Below are 21,701 nucleotides of genomic sequence, written 5' to 3' on the forward strand. Positions count from 1 at the left end.
GATGCTACGCGCGCCCCGTGGGTGGCCGGTGACGGTGGCGCGCGACGCGTTCAGCTCATGCCGCCGTCGATGCCGATGACCTGCCCGTTCACGTAACCGGCGGCGTCCGAACACAGGAACGCCACCAGTGCGGCCACCTCCTCGGGCGTGCCGGCGCGCCCGGCGGGCACGACCTGACGGATGCGCTCGGGCGGGAACGCGTCGTCGGCCATGCCGCCCGACACCACGCCGGGCGCGACCACGTTCGCGGTGATCCCGCGCGACGCCATCTCGCGCGCCAGCGACTTGGTGGCGCCGTGCAGCGCCGCCTTCGCGGCCGCGTAGTTCGCCTGGCCGCGGTTGCCGAGCACCGCGGCCACGCTCGAGACGCTGACCACGCGTCCCCAGCGCGTGCGCGCCATGGGCAGCAGCAGGGGCCGCGTCACGTGGAAGAAGCCGTGCAGCGAGACGTCCACCACGCGGTGCCACTGCTCCGGGGTCATCCCGGCCAGCGGCGCGTCGTCGTGCAGGCCCGCGTTGTTCACCAGCACCTGCACCGGCCCCGCCTCAAGCAGGGCGTCGATGGCTTCGCCGGTGGCGGACGCGTCCGTCAGGTCGAACGCGACGGCCTCGGCACTGCCACCGTCCGCGCGGATCGCGTCGACCACCGCCTGCGCACGCGCGAGGTTCGCGTTGCCGTGCACGATCACGTGCAGGCCGTCGGCGGCGAGCCGCCGGCAGATCGGGCCGCCGATGCCGCCGCTGCCGCCGGTCACCAGCGCGCGTCGCGCCGTCGTCGGGTTCACCTGTCCGCTCCTCCCGTGGGATCCATGTCCTGCAGCATCACCGCGGCGCGGCCTTCGGCCAGGACGCGTCCCGCGTGCAGGATCCGGAACGCGTACTGCTGGCTGTCCGGGGTGTCGACCAGCCGCTCGGCCTGGCCTTCCAGCGGACCCGGCAGGTCGTCGATCCGATCCACGTGCAACGCCACCCCGCGCAGCGCGACCAGCAGGCCCGCGCGGGCGCTGCCACCGGCCTCGCGTGCGACCAGCCCGCCATGCACGGCCATCGCCTGCGCACCGTACTCGCACAGGTGGACGGCGTGCAGCCTTCCGTTGCGTCGCAGCGGATGCATGGCGTCGCGGTGGCCCTCGCTGCGCAGGCGGATCGTGGCCGCCGTCCAGTCCTCGACCGATTCCCAGAGGCACATCAGGCCCTGGTGCGGCACCAGCGCGGCGATCGCCTCACGCGTGCGCATGGCGTTCCCCGGCGACAGGTCGGCGGACCACCAGCAGGGCCAGCACGAAGTTGCTCAGCACGCCGAGGGCCACGGTGCCGCCGATCGCGCGCAGCACCGGGATGTCGGAGGTCGCCAGCAGCGCGAACACCGCGAAGGTGATCACCGCGCACACCAGCACCGCGTGCAGCGTGCGCAGCTGGTCGTCGCGGTCGTCGCCGGCATGGTCGAAGAACAGTGCGTAGTCCAGGCCGAGTCCCGCGGCGAGGATCAGGGCGACCAGGTGGAACAGGCTCAGTTCCACGCCTGCCGCGCGCAGCACCGCAAGCACGACGAGCGTGGTCAGAGCCATCGGCGCGAGCACGCGCAGCGTCCGGCGCGGCGTGCGCAGCGCGGCCCAGACCGTGGCGGCCAGCAGCAGCGCCGCCAGGCCGAGCGCCCAGAGCACGCGTTGGCGGTAGTCGGCGACCAGCGATTCGGAGGCGGCCTTCAGGTCGAGCAGGCGTGCGCCCCGCGCCTCGACCGCGCGGGCAAGCGCCGCCGGATCGCGCAGGTCCTGCAACGACACCAGCGCGGCGACGCCGTCGCCGTGCGGGATGAGCAGCCCGTCGATGCGTTGCGCGAGTGGCGTGCCGGCGAGGTCCTCCGCGCGCAACGGCGCCGCGTCGCGCGCGGTCGCCACGTCCGCCAGGAACGGCGCGAAGACGTCCTCGCGGAAGGGCGTGCCGGCGACCGCGTCGGCCAGCGACGCCTGCAGCGCGTCGGCCCGGGGCAGGCGCGCCTGCCGTTCGCGCTGGACCCGCGCGCTGGGCAGGTAGCGCGCGGCCATGTCGAAGCCCCCGAGCGCGCCGCGCGCCTGCAGTCCGGCGAGCGCCGGCGCCAGCGCCTCGGAGGCCTGCAGCGCCGACTCGGCGTCGGCGGCGGGCACCACCACCATGTAGCGCACGTCCGGCGCGCCCAGCTGGGCGCGCAGGTCCATGTCGCGCGCGACCAGTTCCGCGGGGGCCGGGGTGAGCTTCGAGAGGTCGTTCTGCCAGGTCGCGCCCGGTGCGAACGCGACGACGCCCGCGGCGAGGGCCGCGAGCGCGACGAAGGCCGCGGCCGGCGGCCGGCGCCAGGCCGAGAGCGCGCGCCACGCACGCTGGACGAAGGGCGAATCGGCGGGGTCGCGCGGCACCGGGTCCACCAAGGCCGGCAGGACGAAGCGCGTCGCAAGCGACGCCACGCCCAGGCCGACCACCGTGAACCACGCCAGTTGCTCCAGGCCGTCCACGCCGGACACCAGGAACGTGGCGTAGGCGATGCAGGTCGCGACCACGCCCGTGCGCAGCGCGGGCCACAGGGCGCGCACGCTGTCGCGCGGCGCGACGCCCGGCCGCAGGTGGCTGAAGAAGTGGATCGGATAGTCCTGCGCCACGCCGATCAGCGTGAAGCCGAACGCGATGGTGATCCCGTGCACCGTTTCGAAGCCGAGCGCCACCGCCGCCAGCCCCGCCAGCCCGCCGCTGGCCAATGGCAGGCCGCCGAGCAGCGGCGCCTTCCAGCTGCGGTAGGCGAGCGCGAGCAGCAGGACGAACACCAGGCTGTCGATCGTGCCGATGCGGCGTGCCTCGGCGGCCGTTCGGCCACCGATCTCGACCGAATAGGCACCCGGCCCGCCCAGCGAGAGATGGACCGCGTCATCGCCGCGGGCCTCCTCGAATGCCGTCCGCAGCGCGTCGACCGCCGCGCGCTGGCCTTCCGGATCGAACCCCGCCGCGGTCGTCTGCGCCACCAGCAGCGCGCGTTGGCCCGCCGTGTCGAACCAGGTGCCGTGCAGCCGCTGCGGCGCGGCGGCCGGTGACCACGACTCGGCGAGGACGAGCGTTTCCAGCGTCGGATCGGCCGGCACCAGCGGTTCGACCAGGCCGGCGACCGGCGAGCCCAGGTCCTGCAGGCGCGCATCGAGCTGCGCGCGCAGGAACGCGGCATCGAACGCCTGCGTGTCGAGCGTCGGCGACAGCAGGTAGCGGTACGGACGCAGCGCCCCGGGCACCGTGTCCAGTCCCGCCTCGCCGCCGTTGGCCACGAGGGCGAACCGGGGCGACGCGGACAGCGTGCCGACCATGTCGTTCGAGATCGCGGCCAGGCGTTCGGGCGATGCGCCCGAGAGCGCGACCAGAAGCAGGCGCGCGCCCGGGCCTTCGCCGAGTTCGTCGAGCAGCAGGCGCTGGTCGGGCGTGCGCGCGTCGGGCATGAAGGCGCGCAGGTCGCCGGACACCGACAGCCGCTGGCCCAGCCAGGCACCGGCGGCGACGAGAAGGACCAGCCAGGCGAACGCCAACGCGAGCCGTCGCCCGCCACCCGGGTGCGCGCTCATCGCGGCCACGCCCGGGCGGCCCGTGCCCCGCGCCACGCGTCCATGCGCGCCGCGGCCGCGTTCAGGCGGCGCCGTCCCGGCACAGCGCTTCGAGCGCGGCGGCATCGTCGACGCCGTGCGCCGCCCGGGCGGTCCCGGCGACCAGGGTGCGCTGCAGCGCGCCCTGCACGGGCCGGGTCTCGATGCAGCGCAGCTCCGCCCCGCGGCCGTACAGCACGATGTCGCGCAGCTTCGAGGCCAGCGTCGCGTCGCTGGGCACCAGGCGCAGCGTCCAGTCGCCGCGCGGCCCGCTGGCCTCGATGGCGTAGTGGCGCTCGATGGTCGCGCGGTCGCCCGCGAGCAGCGCGCCGAAGCCCGCCTGCAGCCCGGCCAGCTCCGGCGCACGGGACATCTCGAAGCGACGCACGCGGCCCGCGCGCTCGATCGCGACCTGCCCTGCGCGGATCGTCGTCGTCTCGGCGTACGGCGAGGCGACGCGGCGCACGAGCGTGTCCTCGTCCGGCCGCACGTACTCGCCGCTCACCCGCAGCGGCGCCTTGAGCAGCGGCGATTCGCGCAGCTCCAGGAACGGCGTGCGCGTCGGCGCCGGCCGGGCCAGCCTCTGCAGGATCCAGCCGGCGTCGGCGGCGGGCTCAGCCGCCAGGCACGGCGCTGCCGCGAGGCAGGCCAGCATCGCCGCCAGCCACCGGCACGCCGGCGACCGCGGCGTCGTGTTCGTCCCAGACGTCATAGAAGTTGAACCAGTTGAAGGGGGCCAGGCGCGCGTGATGTTCCAGCCGGGCGGCGTAACGGGCGATGAGCGCGGGCAGCGCGCGTGCCCGTTCGGCGCGCGGAAGCGCGATGCCGTCGCTGAAGGGTTCGAAGACCAGGTCGTAGCGGTCGCCGCCCCGGTACAGGCCGAACGCGAGGACCACCGGGACCTGCAGCACCGCGGCGATCTGCCACGGCGCCAGCGGGAAACCGGCCGCGCGGCCGAAGAAGGGCGCGGGCACGGCCGCGGCACCGGGCTGCACCCGGTCCACGAGCAGCGCCACCATCGCGCCCCCGGCCACCGCCTGCTGGATCGCGAGCATGATCGCCGGGCCCGGCTGCGAACCATCGATCACGGTGGCCGCGATCTCCGGGTCGAGTTCCTCCAGCACGCGCGTCATCGCCGGGTTGTGGCCGCGATCGAACACGACGCGCAACGGGACGTCCGGTCGCGCGCGCTTGAGCACCCGCAGGACCTCGAAGCTGCCCAGGTGCGAGCCGAACAGCAACACGCCCCGTCCGCGTTCGATGGCGGCATGCAAGGGCGCCAGCCCCTCGACGCGGATGTCGAACCGGTCTTCCCCCCGGTCGCCCAGCAGGAACACGCGGTCGAGGATGGTGGACGCGAAACAGTGGACGTGCCGCGCGACGTCGCCCAGCCGCGCCGGCCGTCCCAGCGCGCGCGAAAGGAACCGTCGCGACGCGCGCCGCTCCACGCCGCGGCGCGCGAGGAAGTAGGCGGTGATCGGCCACAGGCAGGCGCGCGCGAGGCGGCGTCCGCCGTGCCGCCCGATGCCGCGGATCAGCCGCAACGCGAACGCGCCGCCGCCCTCGGGCCGGCCCTTCCATTGCGTGTTCACGGCGCCGCGCCCCCGGCGAGCTCGCCGCTCGCCACCGGCGCGCCGTCGTGGGTGACGCGGAACCGCCAGCGCCCGGGCGCGGCCGGCGAGACTTCGATGTCCGCCGCCTGGCCGGGCAGCAGCGGCCGCACGAACTTCACCTGCGGCCAGCGCAAGGCGCCGAGCGGGCCGTGGGCGGCCTCGACGGCCTCGGCCACGTGCTCGAGCACCACCACGCCGGGCACCACGGGGCGCCCCGGGAAGTGGCCGGCCAGGCAGGGATGGTCGTGGGCGATCGTGAACGGCATGGATCGGCTCGCGGCTCGGATCGCGCCGGGGTCGGTGTGCGTCCCGGCGCGCTCGCGACAGGATACCCGCCCGTGGAAGCGCGGCCTCAGCGCAGCAGGTCCCGCCAGAACGCGGGTCCGAGCCCCGCGAGCCGGTGCAGGAACTCCGGCAGGTCGCGATAGGGCCGCTGCGGGAACCGTCGCTTGCGGATCGCGTACTCGGCCAGGAAGAACCCGCCGACCACGCCGTACACCAGCAGGTTGGCGAACAGCGATCCCTGCACGCCGGCGACCGGCCACGGCGACGGCAGGCCAAGCCGGTGCAGGAGCCCGCCGGGCACCGACACCAGCGCAAGCACGAGGTTCGCGAGCGCCAGCATCCCGAGCAGCACCGCCCAGGCGCGCGTCAGGCCGCCGGTGTATCCGCGCAGGTCTGGCGACAGCCCGTCGGGCGTGGTGCCGTACAGCGGCGCCACCAGCCGGGTGATGAGCGGCACGCGTCCGCGGCGCAGCGTGCGGCCGAACAGCCACGCGGCCCAGCCGAGGAACAGCACCGGCGGCGCGAGCAGCGGCAGCGTGGCGAGCGGATGCGTCGACCAGGCCCACAGCACGACGGCGAGCCCGCCCGCGACGAGCCAGGCCCACGCCCGCCCGCGCAGCAGCGGACCGAGCAGCAGGATGAGCGCGATGTCGCCCAGCGCGAGCGCGGCAAGCGTGCCGTCGCCGCGGGCATTGGCGGCGTGTGCGAGCCATGGGTACGCGAGCGCGAGCGCGACGCGCAGCGCGATCGCCGCGCGCGTGCCGGCCATGGTCAGGCGGCGGGCCTGTGCTGCTCGATATGCGCCGACAGGGCGCGCAGCGAGGCGAAGACGCGGCGGTTGTCGTCGCCGTCGGACTTCAGCTGGACGCCGTACGCCTTGCCGATGGCGAGCGACAGCTCCAGCGCGTCGATCGAATCCAGGCCGAGCCCGTCCCCGAACAGCGGCGCCTCCGGGTCGATGCCGGCCGGGTCGACGTCCTCCAGGTTCAGGTTGTCGACCAGCAGTCGTGCCAGTGCGTGCTCGGCGGGTGTCTGTTCAGCCATCGGACCGCGGTTCCCCTGTCGTCGAAGGGCTGCAACGATCCGGCATCGGGCGGTCCCGTGCAAGCGCTGTCGGACTGGCCGGCGACGCCCGCGTGCGCCGTTATCATGCGCCGATGCCGCTCGACCCGAACGCCGCCGCCCGCACCCGCGCGGGCGCGCCCGCCCCCGACCCGACGCCCCTCGACGCCCCCGGCGGGACCGCCTCCGTCGACGGTGCGCACGTGACCTTTGACGTGTGCGTGGTCGGCGGCGGTCCCGCGGGAAGCACGGTGGCGACGCTCCTCTCGCGGCGCGGCTGGCGCGTCGCGCTGCTGGAGAAGGCCAGCCATCCGCGCTTCCACATCGGCGAGTCGCTGCTGCCGATGAACATGCCGATCCTCGAACGTCTCGGCGTCGCCGGCGCGGTGCGCGCGCTCGGAACGGAGAAGCGCGGCGCGGACTTCCCGACCGGCGACGGCACCTACAACGTGTTCGCGTTCGACCGTGCGCTGCACGCGGCCCACGACCATGCGTTCCAGGTGCCGCGGGACCGCTTCGACGCGCTGCTGTTCTCGCATGCGCGTTCGAATGGCGTGGACGCGCGGCAGGACACGCGCGTGGAGTCGGTCGCCTTCGACGCGGACGGCGCGCTCGTGCGCGCGACCGGGGGTGGCGGCGCGCCGCTGTCGGTCCGCGCGCGCTACGTGGTGGATGCGAGCGGGCGGGACACGTTCCTGGCCGGGAAGCTGGGCCTGCGGCGCCCCGATCCGAAGCACCGCTCGGCCGCCGTGTTCAGTCACTTCCGCGGGGTCGAGCCCCGTCCGGCGCCGTACGCGGGCAACATCACGATCATCCGCCACCCGCACGGCTGGATCTGGCTCATCCCGCTGCCGGGCGGCGTGACCAGCGTCGGCGCGGTGTGCGCGCCCGAGCACATGAAATCGCGGCGCGGCGACAGCGAGGAGCTGCTGATGCGCACGCTCGAGGCGGCGCCCGAGGCGTGGCGGCGCATGCGCGGCGCCGAACGGATCGCGCCGGTGCACGCCACCGGCAACTACAGCTACGAATGCAGCCGCATGCACGGCCCGGGCTGGTTGCTGCTCGGCGACGCGTGGACGTTCGTCGACCCGATGTTCTCCTCGGGCGTGTTCCTGGCGATGCACGGCGCCGAGCGCGCCGCCGACGCCGTGGACACCGTCCTGCGCGCGCCGGCGCGCGAGCGGCGCACGATGGCGGCGCTCGAGCGCCACCTGCGGGGCGGCCTGGACGAGTTCAAGTGGTTCATCCATCGCTTCACCACGCCCGCGATGGCGTACCTGTTCGCCCGCCCGCGCGACGTGCTCGGCGTCGAGCGCGCGGTGATCGCGATGCTGGCCGGCGACGTGTTCGACAACCGGGCGGTCCGCTGGCGCCTGCGGGTGTTCCGCCTGATCTACGCCGCCACCGCGCTCGGCCTGCGCCTCGGGGGCGCGCGACCGGCCCCGGCGCGCGGGCTTCCGGAGGCGGCGACGTGAGCCGGCCGCTGCCCGTGCCGGGGACGTCGCCCGCGCTCGCCATCGATTACATCGACGCGGCCACGGCGGCGTCCGCGCTCGAGCGGCCCGGCGTGCTGGCCGCGATCGGCTTCGGCGACGCGGCCGCGCATGCGGACCCGCGCCGGCTGACCGTGCCGCTCCGCCCCCACGGCCCCGCGCCGGTCGAGCTGTGGCGCGTGCCCAATCCGGTCGTCCATGGACGGGACGGCGAGCTGCGCTGGAGCGAGGACGGTGCGCTGCAGTTCGCCGCCATCGAGGTGGACGAGATCGCCGCCGGCGGCCTGGAGGCCGCCGCGGAACATGCGTACCGCCACCTCCGGGACTGCCTGCGCCGGCGTGGCTATCCCCATCCGCTGCGCATCTGGAACTACCTCGACGCCATCGTCTCGGGCGAGGGCGACGACGAGCGTTACCGTCGCTTCTGCGTGGGACGTGCGCGCGGCCTCGGTGACTTCGACCCGGGCACCCTGCCGGCCGCGACGGCGATCGGGCGCCGCGACGGCGTCCGCGTCCTGCAGGTCTACTGGCTTGCCGCGCGCGAACCCGGCACGCCGCTGGAGAATCCCCGGCAGGTGAGTGCGTACCGCTATCCGCGCCGCTACGGGCCGCAGCCGCCGAGCTTCGCGCGGGCGATGCTGCCGCCGGCGGGCGCGGCGATGCCGCTGCTGCTGTCCGGGACCGCGAGCGTCGTCGGCCACGAGACGCGACACGCCGACTGCGTCGAGGCGCAGCTCGAGGAAACCTTCGCCAACTTCGACAGCCTGCTCGCCGCGACCCGTGCACGCGCCCCCGGCCTGCCGCCGGCCTTCGGCCGCGGCACCCGGCTGAAGGCCTACGTGCGCGATGCACACGCCCTGCCGCGCGTCGCGGCGATGCTGGCGGACCGGCTCGGCCCGGACATCCCGCACGTCGTGCTGCACGCGGACATCTGCCGCCGCGACCTGCGCGTGGAGATCGACGGCGTCCACGGCTGACCTGTGGCACTGCTGGCACCGCCGCGGCACGCGTATGCTCTTCACCACGGCGGACGTCGCCGCGCGAAGGGGAAGCCGATGGGACTGATCAGCCTTGTCTGGGGCGTCGTCGCGATGCTCTGGATGGTCATCGCGCTCATTCCGCTGCTGGGATGGGGCAACTGGTTCCTGATCCCGTTCGCGGCCGTCGGCGCGGTGATCGCCGCGATCGGCATCGCGCTGAGCCGGCCGGGCCACCGCGGGCGCGCGAAGACGGGCCTGGTGCTCAACGGCATCGTGATCCTGGTGGCGATCGCGCGGCTGAGCCTGGGCGGCGGCGTCATCTGACGGCCCCGCGCGCCGCGCGGCCGTAGAATCCCGCGATGGCCTACCCCGACACCCGACTGAGGCGCCTGCGCCGCGACGCGTTCTCGCGCCGCCTCGTGCGCGAAACCGTCCTGACCGTCGACGACCTGATCCTGCCCGTGTTCGTGCATGCGCCGGACGGGCGCGCGCCGGTGCCGTCGATGCCCGGCGTCGAGCGCTGCTCGATCGATGAACTCCTGCGCGTGGCCGAACGCGCGGCGACGCTGCGGATCCCCGCGCTGGCGCTGTTCCCGGTCACCGCGCCGGAGGCCAAGTCCGACGATGCCTCCGCGGCCTGGGACGACGACGGGCTCGCGCAGCGCGCGGTCCGCGCGCTCAAGCAGCGGTTCCCGGAGCTGGGCGTGGTCACGGACGTCGCGCTCGATCCCTACACGCGCCACGGCCAGGACGGCCTGGTCGACGGCGACGGCTACGTGCTCAACGACGCGACCGTGGAAGCGCTGGTGCGGCAGGCGCTGAGCCATGCCGAAGCGGGGGCGGACGTCGTGGCGCCGAGCGACATGATGGACGGCCGCGTCGGCGCGATCCGCGTCGCGCTCGAGGAAGCCGGCTTCGTGCACACCCGCATCCTCGCCTATGCCGCCAAGTACGCGAGCGCGTTCTACGGTCCGTTCCGCGACGCCGTGGGTTCGGCCGCCGCGCTCGGCAAGGCCGACAAGTCGACCTACCAGATGGACCCGGCGAACGCCGACGAGGCCCTGCGCGAGGTCGAGCTCGACCTGGCCGAGGGCGCGGACATGGTGATGGTGAAACCCGCCGGCCCGTACCTGGACATCGTGCGCCGGGTGAAGGATGCCTTCGGCGTGCCCACCTTCGCCTACCAGGTCAGCGGCGAGTACGCGATGCTCAAGGCCGCCGCCGCCAACGGCTGGCTGGACGAACGCGCGTGCGCGCTGGAGTCGCTGCTCGCGATCCGGCGCGCCGGTGCCGACGCGGTGCTGACCTACCACGCGCTCGACGCGGCGGCGTGGCTGCGCGAGGGTTGAACCGGGCCGGGCCGCGGGCTGGCTGGTCGCGCCCGTCCTTGCCGTTTTCCATCACATCGGCCGTCAACGGAGTGCAGGCATGAATCCCCGCTACGCGGTCATCGGCCACCCGGTCGCGCACTCCCTTTCGCCCGCGATCCACCTGGCCTTCGGCCGGCAGCGGTCGATCCCGCTGGACTACGTGGCGATCGATGCGGACGACGACTTCGAGTCGGCGCTGGCGGCGTTCTTCCGCGCGGGCGGGCTGGGCTGCAACGTGACCCAGCCGTTCAAGGTCCGGGCCGCCGCGCTGTGCGATTCGCTCGCGCCCCGCGCCGAGCGCGCCGGGTCGGCGAACACGCTGGTGCGCGACGGCGACGGCTGGCGTGGCGACAACACCGACGGCGTGGGCCTGGTCCGCGACCTCACCGGCCGTCACGGCCTGGACCTGCGCGCGCGGCGGACGTTGCTGCTCGGCGCCGGCGGCGCCGCGCGCGGGATCGTGCCCGCGTTGCTGGACGCCGGCATCGGGGAACTGGTCGTGGTCAACCGCACGCCGGAGAAGGCCGACGCGCTGGCCGATGCGATCGGCGAACCCAGGCGCGTGCACGCCCGCTACTACGAGGACCTCGCCACGCTCAGCGAATTCGAGCTGGTGATCAACGCGACGTCCGCGGCGCGCGCGGGCCTGGCGCTGAAGCTGCCGCCGTCGCTGATCGGCTTCCGCACCGCCGCGGTCGACCTCAGCTACGGCGCGGACGCGATCCCGTTCCTCGCCTGGGCGCGCGCGGCCGGCGCCTATCGCGCGATCGACGGGCTGGGGATGCTGGTGGAGCAGGCCGCCGAAAGCTTCGCGCTCTGGCACGGCGTGCTGCCGGACACCGACGCGGTGTACGCCGACCTGCGCGAGCGCGAATCCCTGCTGGTCAGCGCCGACTGATCGACCATCGCGCCTGCGCGTGCCGTCAGGCCGCGCCCATCGACCCCGCACGCCCTCAGGGCGTGCCCATGGACCCCGCACGCCTCAGGGCGTGCCCATCGACAAGTAGTCGTCCTTCAGCCGCACGTAGTGCTTGGCCGAGTAGTAGAGCGCGTCGATCTCGGCATCGGACAGCATCCGCACCTTCTTCGCCGGGTTGCCGAGCCACAGCTCGCCGGGCCCCACTTCCTTGCCGGGCGCCACGAGCGCACCGGCCCCGACGAACCCGTGCTTGCGCACGACCGCGCCGTCGAGGATCACCGCGCCCATGCCGATGAGGACCGCGTCCTCGATCCGGCAGGCGTGGACGATCGCCTTGTGGCCGATGGTGACGTCCTCGCCGATGACGGTGGCGAACCCGCCGAGCCTGGCGTGCGGCCCGTCGTGGCTGACGTGCACCACGGTGCCGTCCTGCACGTTGGTGCGGGCGCCGATGCGGACGAAGTTGACGTCGCCGCGCACGACCGTGCCCGGCCAGAGCGACACGTCGTCGCCCAGCTCGACGTCGCCGATGACGGTGGCGGCGGGATCCACCCAGGTCCGCGCGCCGAGGCGCGGCAGCTGGTCGCGATAGGGACGGACGGGCATGGCGCGCATTCTACGGGCCGCGCCGCGACAGCGCCGCGCCGTACACTCGATCGATGGAACAGCCCGCCGAACAGGCCGCCGGCACGCCCGTCGATCCACTGTCCGCGATGCTGGCGCGCCTGCGCGAGGCCTGGATCGATGCCCAACCGTCGCTGGACCAGCGCCGCGGCGACCTCGGCCGCCTGCGCGAGGCGCTGCTGGACGGTCGCGCGGCGATGGTCGACGCGATCGCCGCCGATTTCGGCCACCGCCCGCGCCACGAGAGCCTGCTGTCGGAGGTGCTCGCGACGCTGGGCGAGATCGACCTGGCGCGGCGGAACCTGCACCGGTGGGCGCGTCCGCGCCCGGCGGCCGCGGGCTGGCGCCTGTGGCCGGCGCGCGCATGCATCGCGCCACGGCCGCTCGGCGTGGTCGGGATCATCAGCCCGTGGAACTACCCGGTGACGCTGGCGCTCGCGCCGCTCGCCTCCGCGATCGCCGCCGGCAACCACGCGATGCTCAAGCCATCGGAACTGGTCCCGCGCACCGCCGCGTGGATGCGCGGCCTGGTCGCGGACGTGTTTCCCGCCGACCGCGTGGCGATGGCCACCGGGGGCGCCGAGGTCGGCGCCGCGTTCGCCGCGCTGCCCTTCGACCACCTGCTGTTCACCGGATCGGGCACGGTCGCGCGCAAGGTGGCGTCCGCCGCCGCCGCGTCGATGACCCCGGTGACGCTCGAACTCGGCGGGCGCTCCCCCGCGATCATCTGCCCGGACGCGCCGCTGGACCGCGCCGCCGCGCGCATCGCCACCGGCAAGTGGCTCAATGCGGGCCAGACGTGCATCGCGGTCGACCATGCGTGGATCGACCGCGCGCGCGTGGACCGGTTCGTCGCCCTGCTGCGCACCGAGGTGGCGCGCCGGTACGGCGACCTCGGCGACCGGGCCGGCGACTACGCCCGGATCATCGACGACCGCCACGTCGACCGCCTGCTCGCGCTGCTCGACGACGCGCGTGCGCGCGGTGCCCGGGTCGTTCCGCTCGTCGACGTCGATCCGGCGCGCGCGCGCAGCGAACGCCTGCTGCCGCCGACCCTCGTGATCGACGCCCCCGACGACGCGCGCGTGCACCGGGAAGAGATCTTCGGGCCTTGGCTGCCGGTGCGCGGCTACGACCGCATCGAGGACGCCATCGGAACGGCCGCGGCCGAGGCGCGCGTGGCGTCCCCGCTGGCGATCTACCCGTTCACCGGGGACGCGTCGATGCGCGACGCCATCCTCGCGCGCGTCCCGGCCGGCGGCGCCACGGTCAACGACGCGCTCTGGCACTACGGGGCGCACGACCTTCCGTTCGGCGGCCGCGGGTCGAGCGGACACGGACGCTTGCACGGCCGGCACGGCTTCGACACCTTCAGCCACCTGCAGGCGGTGCTGCACCAGTGGAGACTCGCCCCGACCGACCTGCTCCGGCCGCCCTACGGCCGGCGCATGGACCGGCTCCTGCGCCTGCTGCTGCGCCGCTGAGCCCGCGCGCCGGCGCCGCTACACTCCCGCGCATGAAGATCGCCAGCTGGAACGTCAATTCCCTCAACGTGCGCCTGCCGCACCTGCTGCAGTGGCTGGACGAGGCGCGGCCCGACGTCGTCGCGCTGCAGGAAACCAAGCTCGAGGACGACCGCTTCCCGCGCGAGGCGCTGCTGGAGGCCGGCTACCACAGCGCGTTCTGCGGCCAGAAGACCTACAACGGCGTCGCGCTGCTCAGCCGCACGCCATTCGCCGGCGAGTGCGCGATGGCCATCCCGGGCTTCGAGGATCCCCAGAAGCGGGTCATCGCGGCGACCGTGGACGGCGTGCGCATCGTCGACCTGTACGTCGTCAACGGCCAGGCCGTGGGCAGCGAGAAGTTCGAGTACAAGCTGCGCTGGCTGGAGGCGGTCCGCGCGTGGCTGGCGGAGGAACTGCGCGCGCACCGGGAGCTGGTGGTGCTGGGCGACTTCAACATCGCGCCGGACGACCGGGACGTGCACGACCCCAAGCGCTGGCGCGAGAAGATCCTGTGCTCGACGCCCGAGCGCGAGGCACTCGGGCGCCTGCTGGACCTCGGCCTCCACGACGCGTTCCGCCTGCACAACGACGAGGGCGGCCACTACAGCTGGTGGGACTACCGGCTGGCCGCGTTCCAGCGCGGCTGGGGCCTGCGCATCGACCTCCTGTTGGTCAGCGACGCATTGCGGGCGGCCTGCGACGGAGCGGGCATCGACCTCGCCCCCCGCACCTGGGAGCGTCCGAGCGACCACACGCCGGTGTGGCTCACGCTCGACCGCGGCCGGGACGGCTGACCGGGCCGCGCACCGCCGTCCTCCCGGACGGCACCAGCCGGAAACGGAAAAGCCCGGCACCTGGCCGGGCTTTCCGTGATCCGTGGGCGGTGGCGCCGCCCGGGCGGTGCGCTCAGCGAACGCGGCCGCGACGGAACAGGTTGACGATCGCCAGCAGGATGATCGCGCCGATCAGCGACACGATGAAGCTCATGATGCTGAAGCCGTCGTTGATCGAGCCGGCGCCCAGCAGCGGGCCGATCAGGAAGCCGCCGATGAACGCGCCGATGATGCCGACGACCACGTTCAGGATGATGCCCTGCTGGGCGTCGGTCTTCATGATCAGGCTGGCCAGCCAGCCGACGATGCCGCCCACGATCAACCAGATGATGATGTTCATGCGCCTGACTCCCTTGGTAGAAGTGATTCCCGGAGCTCCCCGGACGGGGGCTGGCCGGCAGTCTCACCAGCCCGGCGTGATGAACACGTCAGGCCCGGTTCAGTGGCGTGAGGGCGTGTTGCCGGCGGTTCAGGAACGGGTGCGCGGACGTAGCGTGAGCGCGTGTTCGACGACGTTGGACCAAGATCGCTCTTGGTTTTCGTGAATTAAGCGCTGATCGGCGCGTGCAGCAGGTCCAGCAGCGCGGCACGGGGCAGCTTTCCGGTGTCGTTCCGGGGCAGGGCCTCGACCCGCCGCAGCCGCCGGGGCAGGAACACCGGATCCACCGCACCGCGCAGGCCCGCGAGGATCGCCGCCTCGTCCAGGCCGGGCGCGACGACCAGCGCCGCGATCCGCCGCACCCCCTCGCCGTCGAGCTGGAAGACCACCCCGTCCTCGACCCCGGGGATGGCGAGCAGCCGCGCGGTGAGGTCGCCCAGCGAGGCGCGCTTGCCGGCGATCTCCAGCAGGTCGGCGGCCCGGCCGCGGAGGACGAACCCGCCGTCCTTGCGCACGTCGACGCGATCGGCGACGCGCACCGGGCCCGGCAGGTGGCCGGCCTCGATCCACGCGCCGTCCTCGCACGCGGCCACGCGCACGCCGGGCAGCGGCGTCCAGGCCGCGTCGCGCGCGGTGCGGCGGCGCGCGATCACGCAGGTTTCGGTCGAGCCGAAGAGCTCGCGGACCTCGCAACCGAAGCGCGCTTCGGCGGCCGCGGCCAGTTCGGGCGACAGGGGGGCGGTCGCCGAGACGATGCCCGCCATCGGCGGCAGGTCGGCGCCGCCCTCCACCAGGGCACGCAGGTGCACGGGCGTGGTCACGAGCAGGCGCGGCCCCGCCGCGTCGCGCAGCGCGCGCGCGACATCCGCCGGGAACAGCGGCCGTCCCGCGTGCACGGCGGCGCCCCCGAGCAGCGGCAGGAGCACCGAGAGCTCCATGCCGTACATGTGCTGCGGTGGCACGGTCGCGACGATCCATGGCGTTTCGCCCGCCGGCCAGAGGTCGGACAGCGCGGCGAGGTTCTGCGCGGTGCCGGCGCGGAAGGCGCCCCAGGTCTTCGGGTTGCGCCCCGGCCGGCCGGTGCTGCCGGAGGTGAAGCCGATGGCCGCCAGCGCGCTGTCTTCGACCTTGGGGATGCCACCGTCGCGCTCGGGCAGGGGGTCGGGCAGCGGCCGGTAACCCCGCGGCGGGAGGGCGAACTCGCGATCGCCGAGGCAGTAGCCGTCGGCGTGGTCGCACAGGGCGTCGTCGACCGACGCGGGCGCGCGCGAACTGGGCAGCAGCGTGGTCTGTCCGCGCGAGGCGGCCGCGCAGAACGCGACCAGGAACCGGTAGCGGTCCTCGCACAGGTTCACGGCATGGCCCGCGTCGGGCAGGCACGCGGCGACGCCGCGCACCTGGGCGAGGAAGCGCGCGAGCGTCACGACGCCGTTCGCGTCGAAGGCCACCGGGCGCGACCCGTCGCCGCAGGCCAGCGGGCCGAAGGGTCCGGCCTGCCGCTCCGCGCCATCTTCCAAGACTGCCGACATCATTCGCGTCCTGCGGCGCCACCCCGCGCCGCTTCCCCCGCGGCTACTTTACGCTGGCCGCGAACCACCGCGCGAAGCCCATGCACGTCGCCCCGCCCATCGAAGACGCGCCGGCATCCCTGCCGGCGATCATGTCCGGCCCGCGCCTGGCCTGGCGGCCCGCCGCCCGCGGCGCGGCGGCCGAGGCCGTCGCGCGCGCCTGGATCGCGACGCTCAGGGGCGTCGACGCGACCGCGATCGGCATCGAGCGCGACGAGCGCGGCCGCCCCCGCCTCGCCGGCGGGCGGGACGACGTCGGCTGGAGCCACAGCGGCGACGGCCTGCTGCTCGCCTTCGGCGAGTCGATGCGGGTCGGCGTCGACCTCGAGCGCGTCCGTCCGCGGCCGAACGCGCTCGCGCTCGCCCGGCGCTTCTTCGCGCCCGACGAGGCCGCGTGGCTCGCGGCGCGCCCGCCGGCGCGGGTCGAAGGCGACTTCCTGCGCCTGTGGTGCGCCAAGGAAGCCCTGCTCAAGGCGCACGGCGGGGGCCTCTCCTTCGGCCTGCATCGCCTGCGCTTCGCGCCCGGCGCGGACGGCGCGCTGTCGCTGGCCGCGTGCGCCCCGGCGCTCGGCGACGCGGCGGGCTGGCGCCTGCACGAATGGGCGCCCCGTCCCGGCTACCGCGCCGCGCTGGCCTGGCGACCGGCGGACTGACGGCGGCCCGGCGCGCGCGCCACCTACAATGACCCGATGCCCGACACGCCCCCGCCCGCCGACCTCGCGTCCGGCCTGGACGCCCTCGGCCTGCCCGCCGGGCTGGCAGGACCGCTGCTCGCCTACCGCGACCTGCTCGCGCGCTGGAACCGGGCGTACAACCTGACCGCGGTCCGGGATCCCGCGGACATGGTGGGCCGGCACCTGCTCGATTCGCTGGCGCTGGCGCCGCACCTCGCGCCGATCGCCGCGCGCGGCGGCCGGCTCGCCGACCTCGGCACCGGCCCCGGCCTGCCGGGGATCCCGCTCGCGATCGCGCTGCCCGGCCTCCGGGTGACGCTGGTGGAGAGCAACGGCAAGAAGGCCCGGTTCCTCCGCGAGGCGGTGCGCACGCTCGGGCTCGGCAACGCCACCGTGGCCGAGTCCAGGATCGAGGCGCTGGCGGCACCGGGCGCGTTCGACGTCCTGACCGCGCGCGCGCTCGCGACGATCCCCAGGATCCTCGACCTGGGCGGCCACCTGCTGGCCGCCGACGGCCGGCTGCTGGCGATGAAGGGCCAGCGCCCGGACGAGGAACTGGCGGCGCTCCCCGCCGGCTGGCGCGTCGAATCGCTGCAGCGGCTGGACGTGCCCGGCGGCGACGGCGAGCGGCACCTGGCGATCGTCGCGCGCGCCTGAGCGGACCGTGCGCGGGTGCCGGCAGCGGCGGGCGGCAGCGGGCATAATCCCCGGTCCCGGCCGCGTGCCGGGTCACTCGAGCAGGGGAGCCGCGTGAGCGCCCGCATCATCGCCATCGCCAACCAGAAGGGCGGGGTCGGCAAGACCACGACCGCGGTCAACCTCGCCGCCGCGCTGGCGGCGACGCCGCGCCGCGTGCTGCTGGTGGACCTCGACCCGCAGGGCAACGCGACCATGGGCAGCGGCGTGGACAAGCGCGAGCTGCCGGCGTCGAGCACCGACGTGCTGCTGGAGGAGGTCCACGCGACCGACGCGATCGTGTCGAGCGCCGAGGGCTACGACCTGCTGCCGGGCAACATCGACCTGACCGCCGCCGAGCTCGAGCTGATGGACGAGGACGGTCGCGAACAACGCCTCAAGCGCGCGCTCGAACCGCTGCGCGCGCGCTACGACTTCATCATCGTCGACTGCCCGCCCTCGCTGTCGCTGCTCACGCTCAACGCGCTGAACGCGGCCGACTCGGTGCTGGTGCCGATGCAGTGCGAGTACTACGCGCTGGAGGGGCTGAGCGCGCTGCTCGAGACCATCCAGGCGCTCACCGCCCGGCTCAACCCGGCGCTCGAGATCGAGGGCGTCCTGCGCACCATGTTCGACGTGCGCAACAACCTCGCCAACGCGGTGTCGGCGGAACTCACCAACCATTTCGGCGAGAAGGTGTTCCGCACCATCGTCCCGCGCAACGTGCGCCTGGCCGAGGCACCCAGCCACGGGCAGAGCATCGTCAGCTACGACCGCGCCAGCCGCGGCGGCATCGCCTACCTGGGCCTCGCCGGCGAGGTGCTGCGCCGCCAGCGCGAACGCGCCGCGCGCGCCGCGTCGCCCGCGCCGGCCAGCGGCCCGGCCCAGACCACGGAGACCACCGTCCAATGAGCCCCGCCAAGCCCGCCCCTGCCAAGAAGCGCGGACTCGGCCGCGGCCTGGACGCCTTGCTCGGGCCGAAGGGCGCCGTCGAGCGCGCAGCCGCGCCGGCACAGCCGGGCGAGGCGTTGCAGCGCCTGCCGGTCGCGCAACTGCAGCCGGGCAAGTACCAGCCGCGCACGGCGATGGACCCGGACAAGCTCGACGAGCTGGCCGAATCCATCAAGGCCCAGGGCGTGATCCAGCCGATCGTGGTGCGCGAGGTCGGGCGCGACGATGGCGGGCTGCGCTACGAGATCATCGCCGGCGAGCGCCGCTGGCGCGCCACGCAGAAGGCGGGCCTGGCCGAGATCCCGGCCGTGGTGCGCGCGGTCGACGACCATGCGGTCGTGGCGATGGCGCTGATCGAGAACATCCAGCGCGAGGACCTCAACCCGCTCGAGGAGGCCCAGGCGCTGCAGCGGTTGATCGACGAGTTCGACCTGACCCACGCGGCCGCGGCCAGCGCGGTGGGACGCTCGCGCGCGGCGGTGTCCAACCTGCTGCGCCTGCTGGAACTGCCCCCGGACATCCGCGTGCTGGTGGAAACCCGTGCGCTGGAGATGGGCCACGCCCGCGCCCTGCTCACCCTCGCCCCCCAGGCCGCGGTCGCGCTGGCGCGGCAGGCGGCGGAACAGGGCTGGTCGGTGCGCGAGGTCGAGCACCGGGTGCAGCAGCTCGCCTCGGGCCAGGTGCCCAACGGGGGCAAGACGCGCGGGAAAGCCGCCAGGGCGCGGCCGCAGGCCGACATCGCCGCGTTGGAGACCGAGCTGTCCGAAGCGCTCGGGACGAAGGTGGCCATCGCGCACGGGCGCGGCGGCAAGGGTCGGCTGGTGATCCACTACGCGGACCTGGACGCGCTCGACGGCGTGCTCGACCGGCTGCGCGTCACGGCCGGCTGACACCGGCCTGGGCCGCCACCCCATGCAAGCCCCCGGGCCGACGCGCCGGAATGACGAAGTGGATGACGGCGACCCGCGCGGGCCCGCACTGAGCGTCGTGGTACCGGTCCTCGACGAACGCGACAACGTCGCCCCGCTGGTCGCGGAAATCGTCTCGGCGCTGCGCGGCCGGGCACCGTTCGAAGTGCTCTTCGTCGACGACGGCTCGACCGATGGCACGGACGAGGTGCTGCGCGGCCTGAAGGCAACTATCCCCGAGCTGCGCGTGCTGCGCCACGCCACGCGCTGCGGCCAGAGCGCGGCCATCCGCACGGGCGTCAAGGCCGCGCGCGGGCCATGGATCGCCACGCTCGACGGCGACGGCCAGAACGACCCCGCGGACCTGCCCCGCCTGCTCGTCGAACGCGACGCGTCGCCCCCGGACGTGAAGCTGCTGGCCGGCTGGCGCGTGGACCGCAAGGACACCGCGGGCAAGCGCTGGGCCTCGCGCGCGGCCAACGCGATCCGCGAGCGGGCATTGCGCGACGCGACCCCCGACACCGGCTGCGGCACCAAGCTGTTCGAGCGCGCGGCCTTCCTCGACCTGCCCGCGTTCGACCACATGCACCGCTACCTGCCCGCGCTCATGCAGCGCGCCGGCTGGCGGACCCGCAGCATCCCGGTGAACCATCGCCCCCGGGGCGGCGGCCGGTCGAAGTACGGCAACCTGGGCCGCGCGCTGGTCGGCATCCGCGACCTGATGGGCGTGGCCTGGCTGGTCGCGCGCGGGAGTCGCCCGCGGGTCGAGGAACTCTAGGCCGCCGCGCCGCGCGGCCCCGGAACAGGAGATCGCATGTTCGATCCGAATGCCGCCCTGCCCTGGCTCGAATGGACCGGCGTCCACGTCAGCCCCTGGAAGCTCGTCGGCCTGGCGGGCGCCTCGATGTTCGGGCTGCGCTGGCTGGTGCAGCTGGTCGCCTCGCACCGCGCGGGGCGCCCGGTGATCCCCCGCGCCTTCTGGGTCATGAGCCTGGCCGGGAGCGCGATGGCGCTGTCCTACTTCCTCTTCTCGGCCAAGCAGGACGCGGTCGGGGTCCTGCAGAACCTTTTCCCGGCCTTCACCGCGGCCTACAGCCTGTGGCTGGACCTGCGCCAGGGGCGGCCGGGCGGGAAGGGCGCTGCCGGTTGAGGGAGCCCGGGCGTGGCGGGGATGTGGATAATTTGCCCGGGTCCCCTTCGCCCGGCATAATGCCCGGCTCGCTGTGTCCGGCCGACCCCATCCCGGGGTGCGTCCGGGCGGGAACGGATGCGCGATTCCGGCCCGCCACTGGCAGCGTCCCGAGGTGCGATCGCGCGCCGCCGCTTCCCTGGCCAAGGGAGGCCCACAGACCCTTTCGAGGTGCGTTATGTCCCGCGTATGCCAAGTCACCGGCAAGCGCGTGCAGACCGGCAACAACGTCTCGCACGCCAACAACAAGACCCGCCGCCGCTTCCTGCCCAACCTCCACGAGCGCCGCTTCTGGGTGGCCTCCGAGAACCGCTGGGTGAAGCTGCGCGTTTCCAGCGCCGCCCTGCGCACCATCGACAAGAACGGCATCGACGTCGTGCTCGCCGACATGCGCAAGCGTGGCGAGAAGATCTGAGGAGGACTGAACCATGGCGACCAAGCGCGACAAGATCCGACTCATTTCCTCGGCCGGCACCGGCCACTTCTACACCACGGACAAGAACAAGAAGAACACGCCGAACAAGATGGAGATCAAGAAGTACGATCCCGTCGTCCGGAAGCACGTGGTCTACAAGGAAGGCAAGATCAAGTGACGTGGGGCCGCGCGACGCGCGGCAGCCTGCGAAGGATCGGAGAAGCCCGCCGCCCGGCGGGCTTTTCTTTGCCCGGACCGGACCCCCCGCGCCAGCGCGACCTGTCCGGGAGCTGACCGGCATGCGTGGCCGCTCGCCGCTTCGACGCGGCCATGACCGCGCCTGCGGGATCCTGCCGGCCCGTCACGCCGCCACCCGCCACGCATGCAGCCCGCCATCGCCATCCAAGCCCGCCGGGGACTCCTGCGCCGCTGCGCCGGCGCCTGCCTGTGGACCTGCGCGGCGGCGACGGCCGCGCTGGCGCTGCTCGCGCTCTACGTGCTGGCGATCGAGGTGCCGTCGGCGGCCGAACTGGCGGCGTCGCTCGCCACGCCGCTCAACCTGTCCCGGCTGGTCGTGATGACGGCCTGCCTGGGCCTGTGGGGGTTCATCGCCCACAGCATCCGCGGCGTGCCGCCGGCCGGGCCGCGCGCGATCGGCTGACCAC

27 protein-coding genes are annotated in these 21,701 nt (G+C 74.2%); 16 read left to right on the forward strand and 11 right to left on the reverse strand.

Going from position 1 to position 21,701, the window contains the following annotated elements; translation table 11 throughout:
* Positions 1-50: 50 nt before the first annotated feature.
* The 8 genes from fabG to ACYU7H_RS10980 all read right to left on the reverse strand — a co-directional run bounded on the left by fabG (position 51) and on the right by ACYU7H_RS10980 (position 6,535).
* Positions 51-785: a 3-oxoacyl-ACP reductase FabG gene (fabG, locus tag ACYU7H_RS10945; protein ID WP_460814669.1), complete on the reverse strand. Its 735-nt coding sequence runs from the start codon at positions 783-785 to the stop codon at positions 51-53.
* A complete protein-coding gene (locus tag ACYU7H_RS10950) occupies positions 782-1,237 on the reverse strand; it encodes a phosphotransferase (RefSeq protein WP_460814671.1) in 456 nt (151 codons plus the stop codon). Before ACYU7H_RS10950 ends, fabG begins: the two co-directional genes overlap by 4 nt.
* Positions 1,224-3,575 carry an MMPL family transporter gene (locus ACYU7H_RS10955; RefSeq protein ID WP_460814672.1) on the reverse strand — a complete coding sequence of 784 codons (2,352 nt, stop codon included), beginning with the start codon at positions 3,573-3,575 and terminating at the stop codon, positions 1,224-1,226. The genes ACYU7H_RS10950 and ACYU7H_RS10955 overlap by 14 nt, the downstream gene beginning before the upstream one ends.
* 61 nt (positions 3,576-3,636) lie before the next feature.
* Positions 3,637-4,248: a LolA-related protein gene (locus ACYU7H_RS10960; protein ID WP_460814673.1), complete on the reverse strand. Its 612-nt coding sequence runs from the start codon at positions 4,246-4,248 to the stop codon at positions 3,637-3,639.
* The gene (locus ACYU7H_RS10965; RefSeq protein ID WP_460814675.1) at positions 4,208-5,185 is read right to left on the reverse strand and encodes an LpxL/LpxP family acyltransferase; all 978 of its coding nucleotides are present in this window, start codon (positions 5,183-5,185) and stop codon (positions 4,208-4,210) included. Before ACYU7H_RS10965 ends, ACYU7H_RS10960 begins: the two co-directional genes overlap by 41 nt.
* Positions 5,182-5,472 carry a hypothetical protein gene (locus ACYU7H_RS10970; RefSeq protein WP_460814676.1) on the reverse strand — a complete coding sequence of 97 codons (291 nt, stop codon included), beginning with the start codon at positions 5,470-5,472 and terminating at the stop codon, positions 5,182-5,184. The genes ACYU7H_RS10965 and ACYU7H_RS10970 overlap by 4 nt, the downstream gene beginning before the upstream one ends.
* A gap of 86 nt (positions 5,473-5,558) precedes the next feature.
* A complete protein-coding gene (locus ACYU7H_RS10975; RefSeq protein WP_460814678.1) occupies positions 5,559-6,260 on the reverse strand; it encodes a ketosynthase in 702 nt (233 codons plus the stop codon).
* 2 nt (positions 6,261-6,262) lie between these two features.
* Entirely contained in the window at positions 6,263-6,535 is a 273-nt protein-coding gene (locus ACYU7H_RS10980; protein WP_460814679.1) for a phosphopantetheine-binding protein, read from the reverse strand.
* Between the two features lie 113 nt (positions 6,536-6,648).
* Here ACYU7H_RS10980 and ACYU7H_RS10985 point away from each other — a divergent pair, with 113 nt between their 5' ends.
* From ACYU7H_RS10985 to aroE, 5 genes are all read left to right on the forward strand, one after another.
* Complete coding sequence (locus ACYU7H_RS10985) at positions 6,649-8,028, forward strand: NAD(P)/FAD-dependent oxidoreductase (protein WP_460814680.1); 1,380 nt, start codon at positions 6,649-6,651, stop codon at positions 8,026-8,028.
* The gene (locus ACYU7H_RS10990; RefSeq protein ID WP_460814682.1) at positions 8,025-9,023 is read left to right on the forward strand and encodes a chorismate transformation enzyme, FkbO/Hyg5 family; all 999 of its coding nucleotides are present in this window, start codon (positions 8,025-8,027) and stop codon (positions 9,021-9,023) included. Before ACYU7H_RS10985 ends, ACYU7H_RS10990 begins: the two co-directional genes overlap by 4 nt.
* A gap of 78 nt (positions 9,024-9,101) precedes the next feature.
* Complete coding sequence (locus ACYU7H_RS10995) at positions 9,102-9,350, forward strand: hypothetical protein (RefSeq protein ID WP_460814683.1); 249 nt, start codon at positions 9,102-9,104, stop codon at positions 9,348-9,350.
* A 35-nt stretch (positions 9,351-9,385) separates the two neighbouring features.
* Positions 9,386-10,375: a porphobilinogen synthase gene (gene hemB, locus ACYU7H_RS11000; protein ID WP_460814685.1), complete on the forward strand. Its 990-nt coding sequence runs from the start codon at positions 9,386-9,388 to the stop codon at positions 10,373-10,375.
* Between the two features lie 79 nt (positions 10,376-10,454).
* Entirely contained in the window at positions 10,455-11,294 is an 840-nt protein-coding gene (aroE, locus tag ACYU7H_RS11005; RefSeq protein WP_460814686.1) for a shikimate dehydrogenase, read from the forward strand.
* 84 nt (positions 11,295-11,378) lie between these two features.
* On the opposite strand, the gene ACYU7H_RS11010 is transcribed toward aroE, so the two are convergent.
* A complete protein-coding gene (locus ACYU7H_RS11010) occupies positions 11,379-11,921 on the reverse strand; it encodes a gamma carbonic anhydrase family protein (protein WP_460814688.1) in 543 nt (180 codons plus the stop codon).
* 53 nt (positions 11,922-11,974) lie between these two features.
* On the opposite strand from ACYU7H_RS11010, the gene ACYU7H_RS11015 reads away from it, so the two are divergent.
* Together ACYU7H_RS11015 and xth are read left to right on the forward strand one after the other, a co-directional pair.
* Positions 11,975-13,423 carry an aldehyde dehydrogenase family protein gene (locus tag ACYU7H_RS11015; protein WP_460814689.1) on the forward strand — a complete coding sequence of 483 codons (1,449 nt, stop codon included), beginning with the start codon at positions 11,975-11,977 and terminating at the stop codon, positions 13,421-13,423.
* A 32-nt stretch (positions 13,424-13,455) separates the two neighbouring features.
* Positions 13,456-14,238, forward strand: coding sequence for an exodeoxyribonuclease III (gene xth / locus ACYU7H_RS11020; protein WP_460814691.1), 783 nt, complete (start codon positions 13,456-13,458; stop codon positions 14,236-14,238).
* Between the two features lie 112 nt (positions 14,239-14,350).
* Here xth and ACYU7H_RS11025 read toward each other — a convergent pair whose 3' ends face one another.
* Complete coding sequence (locus tag ACYU7H_RS11025; RefSeq protein WP_460814692.1) at positions 14,351-14,617, reverse strand: GlsB/YeaQ/YmgE family stress response membrane protein; 267 nt, start codon at positions 14,615-14,617, stop codon at positions 14,351-14,353.
* A gap of 206 nt (positions 14,618-14,823) precedes the next feature.
* Positions 14,824-16,185: an AMP-binding protein gene (locus ACYU7H_RS11030; RefSeq protein WP_460814694.1), complete on the reverse strand. Its 1,362-nt coding sequence runs from the start codon at positions 16,183-16,185 to the stop codon at positions 14,824-14,826.
* 80 nt (positions 16,186-16,265) lie between these two features.
* Here ACYU7H_RS11030 and ACYU7H_RS11035 point away from each other — a divergent pair, with 80 nt between their 5' ends.
* From ACYU7H_RS11035 to ACYU7H_RS11075, 9 genes are all read left to right on the forward strand, one after another.
* A complete protein-coding gene (locus ACYU7H_RS11035; protein WP_460814695.1) occupies positions 16,266-16,877 on the forward strand; it encodes a 4'-phosphopantetheinyl transferase family protein in 612 nt (203 codons plus the stop codon).
* A gap of 36 nt (positions 16,878-16,913) precedes the next feature.
* Complete coding sequence (gene rsmG, locus ACYU7H_RS11040; RefSeq protein ID WP_460814697.1) at positions 16,914-17,555, forward strand: 16S rRNA (guanine(527)-N(7))-methyltransferase RsmG; 642 nt, start codon at positions 16,914-16,916, stop codon at positions 17,553-17,555.
* A 93-nt stretch (positions 17,556-17,648) separates the two neighbouring features.
* Positions 17,649-18,485: a ParA family protein gene (locus ACYU7H_RS11045; RefSeq protein WP_460814698.1), complete on the forward strand. Its 837-nt coding sequence runs from the start codon at positions 17,649-17,651 to the stop codon at positions 18,483-18,485.
* Positions 18,482-19,414, forward strand: a complete 933-nt coding sequence (locus tag ACYU7H_RS11050) for a ParB/RepB/Spo0J family partition protein (RefSeq protein ID WP_460814700.1) — start codon at positions 18,482-18,484, stop codon at positions 19,412-19,414. Before ACYU7H_RS11045 ends, ACYU7H_RS11050 begins: the two co-directional genes overlap by 4 nt.
* 22 nt (positions 19,415-19,436) lie before the next feature.
* The gene (locus ACYU7H_RS11055; protein WP_460814701.1) at positions 19,437-20,210 is read left to right on the forward strand and encodes a glycosyltransferase family 2 protein; all 774 of its coding nucleotides are present in this window, start codon (positions 19,437-19,439) and stop codon (positions 20,208-20,210) included.
* A gap of 36 nt (positions 20,211-20,246) precedes the next feature.
* Positions 20,247-20,582 (forward strand): lipid-A-disaccharide synthase N-terminal domain-containing protein, encoded by a 336-nt coding sequence (locus tag ACYU7H_RS11060; RefSeq protein ID WP_460814702.1) that lies wholly within the window; start codon positions 20,247-20,249, stop codon positions 20,580-20,582.
* 217 nt (positions 20,583-20,799) lie between these two features.
* Positions 20,800-21,036, forward strand: coding sequence for a 50S ribosomal protein L28 (gene rpmB / locus ACYU7H_RS11065; protein ID WP_460814704.1), 237 nt, complete (start codon positions 20,800-20,802; stop codon positions 21,034-21,036).
* Between the two features lie 13 nt (positions 21,037-21,049).
* On the forward strand, positions 21,050-21,214 hold the full coding sequence (rpmG, locus tag ACYU7H_RS11070) for a 50S ribosomal protein L33 (RefSeq protein WP_460814706.1): 165 nt from the start codon (positions 21,050-21,052) through the stop codon (positions 21,212-21,214).
* A gap of 204 nt (positions 21,215-21,418) precedes the next feature.
* Positions 21,419-21,697, forward strand: a complete 279-nt coding sequence (locus ACYU7H_RS11075; RefSeq protein WP_460814708.1) for a hypothetical protein — start codon at positions 21,419-21,421, stop codon at positions 21,695-21,697.
* Positions 21,698-21,701 lie beyond the last annotated feature (4 nt).

The organism is Luteimonas pelagia, from assembly GCF_054776035.1.